Annotated in this window: 12 protein-coding genes; 8 read left to right on the top strand and 4 right to left on the bottom strand. The window is 62.1% G+C overall.

Features of this window, described 5'->3' with window-relative positions:
• Positions 1-16: 16 nt before the first annotated feature.
• Entirely contained in the window at positions 17-1,207 is a 1,191-nt protein-coding gene (locus Q1A89_RS06315; RefSeq protein WP_299725021.1) for a class I SAM-dependent methyltransferase, read from the bottom strand.
• 169 nt (positions 1,208-1,376) lie between these two features.
• Between Q1A89_RS06315 and Q1A89_RS06310 the strand changes: the two genes are divergently transcribed.
• Positions 1,377-1,823: a thioesterase family protein gene (locus Q1A89_RS06310; RefSeq protein WP_299725019.1), complete on the top strand. Its 447-nt coding sequence runs from the start codon at positions 1,377-1,379 to the stop codon at positions 1,821-1,823.
• A gap of 119 nt (positions 1,824-1,942) precedes the next feature.
• Positions 1,943-2,440: a DUF4177 domain-containing protein gene (locus Q1A89_RS06305; RefSeq protein WP_299725017.1), complete on the top strand. Its 498-nt coding sequence runs from the start codon at positions 1,943-1,945 to the stop codon at positions 2,438-2,440.
• Positions 2,441-2,449: 9 nt separating this feature from the next.
• On the opposite strand, the gene Q1A89_RS06300 is transcribed toward Q1A89_RS06305, so the two are convergent.
• Entirely contained in the window at positions 2,450-2,707 is a 258-nt protein-coding gene (locus tag Q1A89_RS06300) for a BolA/IbaG family iron-sulfur metabolism protein (protein ID WP_299725015.1), read from the bottom strand.
• A gap of 74 nt (positions 2,708-2,781) precedes the next feature.
• Between Q1A89_RS06300 and Q1A89_RS06295 the strand changes: the two genes are divergently transcribed.
• Entirely contained in the window at positions 2,782-3,408 is a 627-nt protein-coding gene (locus Q1A89_RS06295) for a J domain-containing protein (protein ID WP_299725013.1), read from the top strand.
• Here Q1A89_RS06295 and Q1A89_RS06290 read toward each other — a convergent pair.
• Entirely contained in the window at positions 3,401-3,862 is a 462-nt protein-coding gene (locus Q1A89_RS06290) for a hypothetical protein (RefSeq protein ID WP_299725011.1), read from the bottom strand. The two genes, Q1A89_RS06295 and Q1A89_RS06290, sit on opposite strands and share 8 nt — an antisense overlap.
• A gap of 192 nt (positions 3,863-4,054) precedes the next feature.
• On the opposite strand from Q1A89_RS06290, the gene cobS reads away from it, so the two are divergent.
• The 5 genes from cobS (at position 4,055) to Q1A89_RS06265 (ending at position 9,894) form a co-directional block, all read left to right on the top strand.
• The gene (gene cobS, locus Q1A89_RS06285) at positions 4,055-5,041 is read left to right on the top strand and encodes a cobaltochelatase subunit CobS (RefSeq protein ID WP_299725009.1); all 987 of its coding nucleotides are present in this window, start codon (positions 4,055-4,057) and stop codon (positions 5,039-5,041) included.
• Positions 5,042-5,055: 14 nt separating this feature from the next.
• Positions 5,056-5,760: an aspartate/glutamate racemase family protein gene (locus tag Q1A89_RS06280; RefSeq protein ID WP_299725007.1), complete on the top strand. Its 705-nt coding sequence runs from the start codon at positions 5,056-5,058 to the stop codon at positions 5,758-5,760.
• Complete coding sequence (gene cobT / locus Q1A89_RS06275) at positions 5,757-7,634, top strand: cobaltochelatase subunit CobT (RefSeq protein ID WP_299725004.1); 1,878 nt, start codon at positions 5,757-5,759, stop codon at positions 7,632-7,634. The genes Q1A89_RS06280 and cobT overlap by 4 nt, the downstream gene beginning before the upstream one ends.
• Before the next feature lie 49 nt (positions 7,635-7,683).
• On the top strand, positions 7,684-9,474 hold the full coding sequence (locus tag Q1A89_RS06270; protein ID WP_299725002.1) for an aminopeptidase P family protein: 1,791 nt from the start codon (positions 7,684-7,686) through the stop codon (positions 9,472-9,474).
• Between the two features lie 75 nt (positions 9,475-9,549).
• Positions 9,550-9,894, top strand: coding sequence for a DUF427 domain-containing protein (locus tag Q1A89_RS06265; protein ID WP_299725000.1), 345 nt, complete (start codon positions 9,550-9,552; stop codon positions 9,892-9,894).
• 147 nt (positions 9,895-10,041) lie between these two features.
• Here the strand turns inward: Q1A89_RS06265 and Q1A89_RS06260 are convergent, their stop codons facing one another.
• Entirely contained in the window at positions 10,042-11,682 is a 1,641-nt protein-coding gene (locus tag Q1A89_RS06260) for a chloride channel protein (protein WP_299726128.1), read from the bottom strand.
• Between the last annotated feature and the right edge of the window lie 115 nt (positions 11,683-11,797).

Genomic DNA, 11,797 nt, shown 5'->3' with positions numbered 1-11,797 from the left:
CAGGTAAGGCGAAGGATCAAACGGCCAATATCCGCGAATAGTGCATCATGCCCGAGCCGCACAGCGCCGCCTCGACCTGCGCCCAGAGCGGCGCAAACCCGTCCTGCCCGCGCCCGATCTGTTCAAGGTCGCGCCGCCCGTCCACAAGCGCGATGGCACCGGCAGCGGTGCGCGGCACGTTAAAGGTGAACGCCTCGCCCGCCGTGTCGATGGTGATCTGGCCTGTCTCAGCGACATGCGCCGCCAGCGCTTCGGGAGCCACGCCGCGCAGATGCGGCACGGCATCGCCATGCCCCAAAGGTGGCGGTACCACTTGGCCTGACTTGCTCGCATATACCACATGGGTCTTGAACGTGCCGCGCAGGTCCTCGGCCAGTTGCATCCGCGCGACTTGGTCCATCCCCGCAGGCAGATCGCCGGTTAGCGGTGTCGGATCGTAGAGCATCGGCTCCGGGCTGCCCGCATAGTCAAGGCCCGCCTCCGCGAGCGCACTCAGCAATTCGGTGATGGTAAAGGGCCGGTCGCGCCCGTGCAGCAGCAGATCATAAAACCCCGCATCGCCCTTCTCGTGATCAACCAGCCGCGGGTTGCGTTTGAACGGGTGGGCATCCGGCAGGGCGGCAAAGATACGCTTGGCCTGCTTGAGGCGTTTTTCCGGCGCAAGCCCTTGAAACAATGTACCAAATGCAGCTTGTAACGGATAGACTCCTGACCGGCCATGCGGTGCATAGACCATGCATCCCATCCCGCCCTCGGGTCCCAAAGCGCCTGCCAAGGCGTCAAACCCGGCCTGCGGATCGGCGAGGTGATGCAGCACGCCACAACAATCGATGTAGTCAAATGCGCCATGTTCCCCCGCATCCAGCAACGATCCCGTGACAAAGCTGATCCCGTCGAGCTTACGCACCTGCGCGCGCTTTTCCGCAATCCGGCGCGCAGCCTCGGACATGTCGAGATAGGTGATCTCGTAAGGCCGCCCCGCGTCCCGAAGCAGCTGCGCCAGTTGGATCAATGCGTCCCCCGTGCCACCCCCAGCGATCAGCGCGCGCAAAGGGCGCGACCAGTCGCGCGCCCCACCCCACAGCCAGTGATCCATCTCGACCGGCAACGAGGGCGAGCCGGTGATCAGTCGCTTGCGTTCGTCCGTGGGCTTGCGTTCGGGATAGGGATAAGCCTCGTATTGGGCCTGAACCTCGGTGTCGCTCATGGGGCATGTCCTGCTGGTGCTTGCCGCGCAAGGTATCACCGTGAGAGTGGTGCGCAATCGCCTTACGCCATGGCCAAGCCTGCGGGTCTGACCTAGACTTTGCCGATCCATACTGTTGATTGCAAAGGCCGCCCAAGTGTCCCAAACCAGCCCGTTCCGATCCTCGGTCATGACCGTGAAACCCGAATGGATCGACTATAATGGCCACCTCAACATGGCCTATTACAACGTCCTGTTCGATCAATGTGCGGACGAGGTCTATGCTCTGATGGGCTTTGGCCCAGATTATCATGCGCGGACCGGCAACACGACCTATGTGGCCGAATTTCACCTCAGCTATCTGCGCGAATTGCACGTAAACGATGCGGTCACGGTCACCTTCCAGCTGATCGATTTCGATGCAAAGCGGTTCCATTACTATCAGGAACTCTGGCACGAAGACGGCTGGCTGGCCGCCACGGGCGAGGCGCTGACGCTGCATGTGGATCAGTCAGGGCCGCGTGTGGCGCCGATGCCGGATGACGTGCTGAGCAAGGTCACGGCCCTCGCGGAGGCGCATGCCAGCCTGCCCCGACCGCCCCGTGTCGGGGCCAGTATCGGCTTAAGACGACGCTAGGCCCCGCCCGTCCTTACGCTGTGCCCTTTGGGTTGCGGATGATGCCGACCGGTTCAGCTGGGCTTTTCACCAGCCTCGGGCCCCGCTATATGCGCGCCAAAGCAAATGAAGGGCATGATATGTCAGCGTGGGAATACAAGGTCGTTCCGGCCCCGACCAAAGGGGTCAAAGGGCGCGGAATTAAGGGACCCGAGGGGCGGTTTGCCAACGCGCTTGAGGGGCTGATGAACGAGATGGGCGGCGAAGGGTGGCAATACCAGCGCGCCGAAACCCTGCCCTCGGTCGAACGGTCTGGCCTGACGGGCAGCACCACGGAATGGCGCAATGTTCTGGTGTTTCGCCGTCAGGCTCGCGCGGTGATGGACGATTTCGAACCCGAACTTCTGCCGCCGCCTGCCGTCGCGGAAACCGAAGCCGAGCAGGTAACTGAGCCTGAGCGTGTCGAAACACCACCCGCCGTTGCGCAAAGCACGCCCGAAGCGCCCGCTCAAGAGGGCCCAAACGCACCGGACGATACGCAAAAAAGTGCAAATGACGGGCCCAAGGACATTCTCGACGTCACAGCGTCGTTGAAAGGTCTTACAGATCGCGATAATGCATCAAAATCAGATGCTTAAACGCCTAACTTAAACGTCCAAATCAAGCGCAAGGGCGTGGATGCGCCCAATTGTGTCCGAACCCAGTGCCGCATGCACCGCCCGATGACGGGCAACACGGCTTTTCCCTTTGAATTCAGCACTGCGCAGAATGACGTTAAAGTGACTTTCTCCAGCTGCCGGGGCCCCTGCGTGGCCCGCATGGCTGGCACTGTCATCCACCACCGCAATCTCGCGCGGCGCAAAGGCTGCGCGCAACTTGTCTTCTATTTCCTGCCGCACTGACATTTTTTTCTCCGACCCCCTTCAATCCTCGCCCTCATAGCCTAAACTTGAGCGCCTGAGTCGAAAAGGACCATCCCATGCGCAAGTCTGACCCTTTTGGTTTCGATATGTCCGTCTCGTCGGCAAAAAAGAAGAATCCGCGGGGCCGTCGTGGCATGTCGGGCGCGTCCGAGACGTCGACCCGTATTTGCGATCACGATGGGTGCGAAGAGGCGGGCAAGTTCCGCGCGCCCAAAGCGCCCGACGTGCTGGATGATTTTTTCTGGTTCTGCCAGCAGCACGTACGCGAATATAACCTGAAATGGAACTTTTTCGACGGCACCACCGAGGCCGAGATCAACGCGCAGCAGTCCAAGGACAAGGTGTGGGAACGCGCCACCAAACCAATGAGCGATCCGGAGGCCCGGGCCTGGGCGCGTCTGGGCATCGAGGACCCGCATCAGGTGCTGGGCAAGAACGCGACCCAGAACCCCGGGCGCGGCGGTAATGCGGCTGCCCGCAAACTGCCCCCCACCGAAAAGCGGGCCATCGAAATCCTTGAGACCACGGCAGATGCGACCAAGGCCGACGTGCGCAAGGCCTACAAGGCACTGATCAAGGTGCTGCACCCCGACATGAACGGCGGGGATCGCAGTCAGGAAGAACAGCTGCAAGAGGTCGTCTGGGCCTGGGACCAGATCAAGGACAGCCGTAATTTCAAGTGATTACGGCGCGCTCGATACGGGCGCCGTAATGCATCGCGACCCCTGACACCAACCAGACACCCGCCACGGCGGGGCTGGTGGCAATGCCGTCTGCGACAGCCATCACCCCAAGCGGCGCTCCATGTTCCAGTGCATGTGCAACCATCTGAACCGGGCTGCGCATCCACTCGATCGCCAACGTTGCAGCACCAAATACAGCCCCGCACGCAGTCGCGATGGGCCATGCAAGGACTGACCACAACATACCAAACGCTCCCTTGCGACCAAACCCGTCCGCAAGCAGCAGACCTGCCAGCCCCGCCCCGGCAGCGCCTGCGCAAATCATCACCAGCATCGGCGGCAGAAACCGCGCCAAATCGCCGCCCCAGATCGACATGGTTTGTGAGACGGCGCCGCCGGTGATGGCCATAAGTGCGGCACAACGCAGCCGGGCGGGAGAAGTCATGAATTGCATCGAGGTTATCCTTTTTCGTTACTGACCAGCCCGTTATGGCGCGCGGATGTGCAAGTCTGCGGCGGGGCTTGTGCAGAGGTCGTGCACTTTATGCGCCGTATCCCCCCCTTCCCCTTGCCCTTCCGCGCGTTATGTTGCACCACGTTCAGCGCGCCCAAACCGGGCGCGCAAACAGCTTTAAGGAACGGCGAAATGGCGGACGGCGCGATGGATATCAATGCAAAACCAAGCGAAGAAATCTCCGTCCGCGAGGTGTTCGGCATTGATACCGATATGATGGTCAAAGGATTTGCAGAGACCAGCGACCGCGTCCCCGTGATCGACACCACCTACAAGTTCGACCCCGATACCACGCTCGCCATTCTTGCCGGGTTTTCCCACAACCGCCGCGTGATGATCCAAGGCTATCACGGGACGGGAAAATCGACCCATATCGAACAGGTCGCCGCGCGTCTGAACTGGCCTGCGGTGCGGGTGAACCTCGATTCCCACATCAGCCGGATCGACCTGATCGGCAAGGATGCGATCAAGTTGCGCGACGGCAAACAAGTTACTGATTTCCAAGAAGGAATCCTGCCCTGGGCCCTGCGCAACCCCTGCGCCATCGTGTTTGACGAATATGATGCGGGCCGCGCGGACGTGATGTTCGTGATCCAGCGCGTGCTGGAAGTGGACGGCAAACTGACACTGCTCGATCAGAACACGGTGATCGAACCCCACCCCTATTTCCGCATCTTTGCGACCGCCAACACGGTGGGCCTTGGCGACACGACGGGCCTCTATCACGGCACGCAGCAGATCAACCAGGGCCAGATGGACCGCTGGAGCCTTGTGGCGACGCTCAACTACCTGAGCATTGATGCAGAGACGGCCATCGTTCTGTCCAAGAACCCGCATTACAACACCGCCGAGGGGCGCAAGACGGTCAAGCAAATGGTGACGGTCGCCGACCTCACTCGCACCGCCTTCATGAACGGGGACCTTTCGACCGTGATGTCACCCCGGACGGTGATCGCATGGGCGCAAAACGCCGAAATCTTCCGCAATGTCGGTTATGCCTTCCGCCTGTCTTTCCTCAACAAATGCGACGAACTGGAGCGCCAGACCGTGGCCGAGTTCTATCAGCGCCTGTTTGACGAGGAACTGCCGGAATCAGCGGCGAGCGTGAGCTTGGGTTAGGGCGCGGAGGCGGGATGCATATCGGCCTGATCGGCGGCATTGGTCCTGCGGCCACAATTTCCTACTACCAACGTCTCAGCGCGGCAATGCGCGCGGCGGGAGTTCCGCTGGACCTGACAATCGTGAATGCGGATGTGGATACGCTGCTGACCAACAACCTTGCCGGAAACACGCAAGCGCAGGCGCAGGCCTATGCGGTTCTGATTGATCGGCTGAAGGCAGCAGGCGCAGATTGTGCCGCAATTACGTCGCTGGGCGGGCATTTCTGTTTTGATCAGACGATCCCGCTGTCCAGCTTGCCGCTTGTGAGTGCGGTCACCCCGCTCGATGCGCACTTTGCCGCGCAAGGTTATGACACCGTGGGGCTTTTGGGCACAGGCGTGGTCATGCGCACGCAGCTTTATGGTCAGCTCGAACGCACTGGTGCCGTGGTGCCCGACGATGTCGACGGTGTTGGAACGGCCTATACCGATATGGCCATTATCGGTGCCTGCACTGACGCGCAGCGCGCCTTTTTTGTCGAAGAAGGGCGCAAACTGGTGGCCGAAAAGGGCGCGCAGGCGGTCATTTTGGCGGGCACGGACCTCAATCTTGCCTTTGACGGGCGCGACGTGGGCTATGAAGTCATCGACGCCCTTGATATTCATGTGGCTGTGCTGGTTGATCTCGCAACCGGGCGCGCCACCCTGTCTGACCATTCCGTAGGCGGTTCTGCATGAGCACTCAAAACGACAACCCCGCCGATCCGTTCAAAAAGGCCCTTGCCGAGGCCACTAAGGTCATGGCGAATGATCCCGAGTTGAACGTGTCCTATTCGGTCGACCCCTCGGGCGTGTCGGGCGATGCGATGCGCTTGCCGCAGGTGTCCCGCCGCATGACGCGGGACGAGGTGATGCTGGCGCGCGGTACTGCTGACGCCCTCGCCCTGCACCGCCGCTATCACAATGGCCAGACCCATGCGCGCTATGTCCCGCAAGGCGAAATGGCCCGCGATCTGTATGAGGCGATGGAGACCGCGCGCTGCGAGGCGATGGGTGCGCGGGACATGCCCGGAACCGCAGGCAATATCGACGCCAAGATCAAGAATGACGCGATGCGCCGCGGCTATGATCAGGTCAAACAGGCCAGCGACGTGCCCTTGGCGGCGGCCGCGGGCTACCTTGTCCGTCACCTCGCCACGGGCCGCGATCTGCCCGGTGGCGCGCAAAACGCGATGGACCTGTGGCGCGGCTTTATCGAGGATCAGGCGGGCGGCACACTTGAGAACATTGACGACATTCTGGACGACCAGTCCGCCTTTGCCCGTTTCGCGCGGCAGGTGATTTCCGACCTTGGTTATGGCGATCAGTTGGGTGATGACCCCGACCAGATCGACGAGGATCAGGAGGACGAGGCCGAAGAAGGTCAGGACGAGGATCAGGACCCCGACAGCACCGGACAGGACGATCAGGATCAGGAGGACGAGGACGCCTCGCCTGAATCGTCGCAGGAAGAACAGCAGGATGCGTCGCAGGCCCAAGTGTCGATGGATGACATGGCCGATCAGGAGCTTGGCGAAGAGGCCGAGATGCCTGATGGCGAGGCTCCGCTTGAACCTCCGCCCCCGCAACCCATGTCCGAGGCCGACCCAAACTATCAGGTCTATCTCTCTGAACATGATGAGGAAATTGCCGCCGAAGACCTAGCTGAACCGGTCGAGTTGGAGCGTCTGCGCGCCTATCTGGACCAGCAGCTTGAGCCGCTGAAAGGTGCGGTGAGTCGGTTGGCCAACAAGCTGCAGCGCCGCCTGCAGGCTCAGCAGAATCGGTCCTGGGAGTTCGACCTGGAGGAAGGCACTCTGGATGCGGGTCGCCTTGCGCGCGTTGTGGCCAACCCGACCACGCCCCTATCCTTCAAGGTCGAAAAAGACACAGAATTCCGTGACACTTGCGTGACGCTGCTGCTGGACAATTCCGGATCCATGCGTGGCCGCCCCATTTCCATCGCAGCGATCTGTGCGGATGTGCTTGCCCGCACGCTGGAACGCTGCAACGTCAAGGTCGAAATTCTCGGCTTTACCACCCGCGCGTGGAAAGGCGGCCTTGCCCGCGAGGCATGGCTGAACGATGGTCGCCCGGCCCAGCCCGGTCGCCTCAATGATCTGCGCCACATCATCTACAAATCCGCTGACGCCCCATGGCGCCGCACCCGCCCCAATCTGGGGCTGATGATGAAGGAAGGCCTATTGAAGGAAAACATCGACGGCGAGGCGCTGGAATGGGCGCACCGCCGCATGGTGCATCGCCCAGAGGCGCGCAAGATTCTGATGGTGATTTCCGATGGTGCCCCGGTCGATGACAGCACCCTGTCGGTGAACCCCGCCAACTACCTTGAAAAGCACCTGCGCGACGTGATCGCCATGGTCGAACGCAAGCGCGCGGTCGAGTTGCTGGCCATCGGCATCGGTCATGACGTCACCCGCTATTACGACCGGGCTGTGACAATCACGGATGTGGAACAGTTGGCCGGGGCCATGACAGAACAGCTTGCCGCCCTGTTTGACAGCGACCCACGGGCCCGCGCCCGCGTCATGGGGATGAAGCGCGCAAGCTGAGATCGGCCCTCCGGGGGGGATTTTTTCAAATCAGAGAAGGGGGACGGGCATGTTTCAATCTTTTGAAGTGACAGCGCGGCCCGAACAGGGCCCGCCCCGGCTGGCGGCATTGCGCGCTGAAATTGCTGGCGAAGGGCTAGATGGATTTCTCGTGCCCCGCGCGGACGCCCATCAGGGCGAATATGTCTCGGCCCGGGACGAACGTCTGGCCTGGCTGACCGGGTTTACGGGGTCCGCCGGGTTTGCCGCCGTTTTGCGAGACGTGGCTGGCGTATTCATCGACGGGCGTTATCGCACGCAGGTCAAGGCGCAGGTGGCGGATGTCTACACCCCCGTGCCCTGGCCCGATGTGAGCCTTGCCGACTGGTTGAAAGAGCAACTGCCGGGTGGCGGGCGCGTTGGATTTGATCCGTGGCTGCATACGCCGGGACAGATCGAACAGGCCCGCAAGGGGCTGAGCGGTACTGAAATCGAACTGGTGCAGGTGGACAATCTGGTCGACCGCGTCTGGGCCGATCAACCCGGCCCCGCAGCGCGGCCCGCCAAGGTACACCCCATCGAATTTGCGGGCGAAAGCCACGCGGACAAGCGCGCACGTCTGGGCAAGGCCCTCGCTGAGGCCGGGGCGGCCTGCGCCGTTATCACCCTGCCCGACTCGATCTGCTGGCTGCTCAATATCCGCGGCGCCGACATCCCGCGCAATCCGATCGCGCAAGGCTTTGCCATACTGCACAGCGACGGCGCGGTCGATCTGTTCATGGACGCCGCCAAGCTCGCCGAGGTGCGCGACCATCTGGGGTCAGATCTAACCTGCCACATGCCGGATGCGTTTCTGGCAGCCCTTGAAGCACTGGAAGGCCCCGTGCGCCTCGAGAAATCCTCGGTTCCCATGAGTGTCGCCGATGCCGTCGGAACCCGCGTGCAATGGGGCGACGACCCTTGCGCCCTGCCCAAGGCCTGTAAGAACGCGGCCGAAATCGCGGGCAGCGCCGAGGCGCATCTGCGCGACGGGGCGGCTGTGGTCGAACTGCTGGCCTGGCTGGACGGGCAAGCCCCCGGCACGCTGCGCGAAACCCAGGTGGTCAGCCAGCTTGAAGGGTTCCGCCGCCGCGACAACGCCCTGCAGGACATCAGTTTCGAGACCATCGCAGGCACCGGACCCAACGGCGCCATCATGCATTACCGCGTGACCGAAGAGACGGACAGCACGCTGGAAGACGGCCAGTTGATCGTGCTGGACAGCGGCGGGCAATATCTGGATGGCACCACCGACATCACCCGCACAATTGTCATCGGCACCCCACCGCCAGAGGCCCGCGCCGCCTTTACCCGCGTGCTGATGGGCATGATCGCCATGTCCCGCCTGATCTGGCCCAAGGGGCTGGCGGGGCGCGATATCGAGGCCATCGGACGCGCCCCCCTTTGGTATGCGCATCAGGATTTTGATCACGGGCTGGGCCACGGCGTGGGCGCCTATCTGTCCGTGCACGAGGGGCCACAGAGGCTCAGTCGGGTCAGCCATGTGCCGTTCCAACCCGGCATGATCCTGTCCAATGAGCCCGGCTATTACCGCGAAGGGGCGTTCGGCATCCGCATCGAAAACCTGCTGGTGGTCGAATCCGCCACGCCGCCCGAGGGCGGGGATGCGCATCGCGAGATGCTGAGCTGGCGCACGCTGACCTACGCCCCCATCGACCGCCGCCTGATCGTGCCCGAGATGCTGGATGCCCCGTCTCGCGACTGGCTTGATGTCTATCATGCCGACACGCAGTCGCTGATCGGCCCGCGCGTGTCCGCTGACACCCGCGCCTGGCTTGCCGAGGCCTGCCGCCCGCTCTAACTCTGGCAGCAGGGTCATGCATCTGTTACACGTGGCCTTCATCACATTGCACAGCCCGAACAAAGGAGGCTTTCCATGGCCGATCACATCACGATTCGTAAGGCAGAGGGCACCTGGTCTGTGCGCGCCGGCGGCGCTGTTCTGGGCGAAAGCCAGGACGCGCTGGAGCTGATCGAGGGGGATTATCCACCCGTCATCTATTTCCCCCGCGACGACATTGCGATGGCCTTTCTGGACAAGACGGACAAGGTCACCCATTGCCCGCACAAGGGGGATGCGAGCTATTACTCCGTGGTGACGAAATCGCAAACGCTGGAAAACACGGTCTGGAGCTATGAAGACCCCAAGGACGGCGTGGCCCGGATCAAGGACCATCTGGCGTTTTACACTGGCGACGGTGTGGCAGTTGAGAAGATTTAGGTTGCGATCACGAATGTGATCGCATCCGGTGGCAAGGGCAGCTTTTTTGCAGAAAAGCTGCCAGCCACACAGACGATCCATTGGGCACCAAACAAAGGGTCGGCGGGCGGGCGCATTTGCCAAAGGCAAACAGAACCGTCCGACGGCTCAGCTATGCTCTTCCGCCGCCGTCGCCGCCAGCGCCCGGTTATAGGCTTTCAGTGCATCCACATGGAACACCGCCCCGCGCAGCTCCGGTGCCGAATCCTTGCCGGTCAGCGTCACCACCGGAATGAACGGCACCATGGTGCGATCAAAGATCGGCAACGCGACCTCCAAAGTGGCCGCCGCGTCCACATAAATGCCCTCACCGATCATTTCCCAGCAACGCGCCTCGTCCGCCGCACGCGGATCATCCGGCTTGCGCATCACCGTGCCAACGCTGAACATCGCCAAAAGGTAGGCCTGCGGCCCTGCGGCCAGATGCACGCCCTTGCGCTCCAACTGGGTAAGGAAAAAGCTGCGGTCCACAAGGCGCGAGGCAAGGGCTGTCGACATCGACACCGCCACCATCACGGCCAGACCGGTCTGCCAGTCCCCCGTCAATTCGAACACGATCAAAGTGGTTGAAATGGGCGCGCCAAGAACAGCGGCGGCCACCGCCCCCATCCCCGCCAGCGCATACAGCGACACGGACCCCGACACATCCGGAAAGATGCTTGTCGCGATCAGTCCAAAGGCCAGTCCGGACAGGGCCCCGATCATGAGTGAGGGCGAAAACACCCCGCCCCCCATACGGCCCGCCATTGTGATGGCCACGGCGGCGGTCTTCATCACCACAAAGATCATGACCTCGTTCAGGGCCAGCTTGCCGGTCAGCGCCAGCGATGTGGTTTCATAGCCGACCCCGATGATGTGGGGATAGAAAATCGCCATACCGCCCAAGAGCGCCCCGGCAATGGGCGGGCGCAACCAACGCGGAATGCCGGTGCGCGTCTGAAAGGCGGTGCCAATGTCATCCGTCCAGAAGATCGCGCGCATCAGAACCACGGCGACAAGGCCACAGACAAGGCCCAGCAGCAAGAAGGCGGGCAGTTCTTGATAGAACACCAGCTCGTTCTGTTCGGGCAGCATGAATTCAGTGACGTCGCCAAATTCCAGCCGGTTGATCACGGTGCCTGCGACAGAGGCGATGACGATGGGGGCAAAGGCATGAACGGCAAAATGGCGCAACACAACCTCAAGCGCGAACAGGGCCCCCGCAATCGGCGCGTTGAAACTGGCCGAGACGGCGGCGGCCACAGCGCAGCCCAGAAGGTCGCGCCCGGTGATCCCGTCGGCACTGATCCAGCGCGACACTTTGGTGGAAATCACAGCGGCGATGTGCACCACAGGCCCCTCGCGACCGGTCGAGCCGCCCGAGGAAAGGGTGATGAAACTGGCAAAGGCCGAGGCGATCCCGGCTTTTGTTCCGACCTGACCGTTGCGCAAGGCCGCGCCCTCGATCACGTCCGCCACGCTGCGCGCCGTGCCCTCGCGAGTGAAGTGATGCAGAATAAGCCCGGTCAGCAAACCGCCCACGATGGGGATCACAAGGATCAGGTACCACGGCAGCGACGAGGCAAAACTGTGCAGGTGCTGCACATCATCTGTGCCATAAAGCCAAGCCTGCAGCGCCTCGATCCCTTTGCGAAAGAACAACGCGGCAAAACCCGCCGCGATTCCGATGGCCAGCGCGATGAACCAGAACTGGATTTGTGACGGTCCGCGACGGCGCAACACCAGCCACCCGTCCCGGCACGCGTTCATCGCGATGTCAAATTGCTTGGCAATCAGGTGGCGGGCGGGATCAGCCATGGGAAAAACTATGGGTCACAATACGCAAGGAATAGCCAAGCTTTAGGCCAATTGCTGCACCTGCGAA

The organism is uncultured Tateyamaria sp., from assembly GCF_947503045.1.
Lineage (GTDB): Bacteria > Pseudomonadota > Alphaproteobacteria > Rhodobacterales > Rhodobacteraceae > Tateyamaria.
The sequence above is the reverse complement of the archived record's forward strand: the minus strand, read 5'-3'. Positions and strand labels throughout refer to the sequence as shown.

Excerpts from the sequence above, each read along its gene's own strand:
- Q1A89_RS06315 (WP_299725021.1), bottom strand. The coding sequence starts at position 1,207 with ATGAGCGACACCGAGGTTCAGGCCCAATACGAGGCTTATCCCTATCCC.
- Q1A89_RS06290 (WP_299725011.1), bottom strand. The coding sequence starts at position 3,862 with ATGCAATTCATGACTTCTCCCGCCCGGCTGCGTTGTGCCGCACTTATG.
- Q1A89_RS06280 (WP_299725007.1), top strand. The coding sequence starts at position 5,056 with ATGCATATCGGCCTGATCGGCGGCATTGGTCCTGCGGCCACAATTTCC.
- cobT (WP_299725004.1), top strand. The coding sequence starts at position 5,757 with ATGAGCACTCAAAACGACAACCCCGCCGATCCGTTCAAAAAGGCCCTT.
- Q1A89_RS06305 (WP_299725017.1), top strand. The coding sequence starts at position 1,943 with ATGTCAGCGTGGGAATACAAGGTCGTTCCGGCCCCGACCAAAGGGGTC.
- Q1A89_RS06310 (WP_299725019.1), top strand. The coding sequence starts at position 1,377 with ATGACCGTGAAACCCGAATGGATCGACTATAATGGCCACCTCAACATG.
- Q1A89_RS06265 (WP_299725000.1), top strand. The coding sequence starts at position 9,550 with ATGGCCGATCACATCACGATTCGTAAGGCAGAGGGCACCTGGTCTGTG.
- Q1A89_RS06295 (WP_299725013.1), top strand. The coding sequence starts at position 2,782 with ATGCGCAAGTCTGACCCTTTTGGTTTCGATATGTCCGTCTCGTCGGCA.
- Q1A89_RS06300 (WP_299725015.1), bottom strand. The coding sequence starts at position 2,707 with ATGTCAGTGCGGCAGGAAATAGAAGACAAGTTGCGCGCAGCCTTTGCG.
- cobS (WP_299725009.1), top strand. The coding sequence starts at position 4,055 with ATGGCGGACGGCGCGATGGATATCAATGCAAAACCAAGCGAAGAAATC.
- Q1A89_RS06270 (WP_299725002.1), top strand. The coding sequence starts at position 7,684 with ATGTTTCAATCTTTTGAAGTGACAGCGCGGCCCGAACAGGGCCCGCCC.
- Q1A89_RS06260 (WP_299726128.1), bottom strand. The coding sequence starts at position 11,682 with ATGAACGCGTGCCGGGACGGGTGGCTGGTGTTGCGCCGTCGCGGACCG.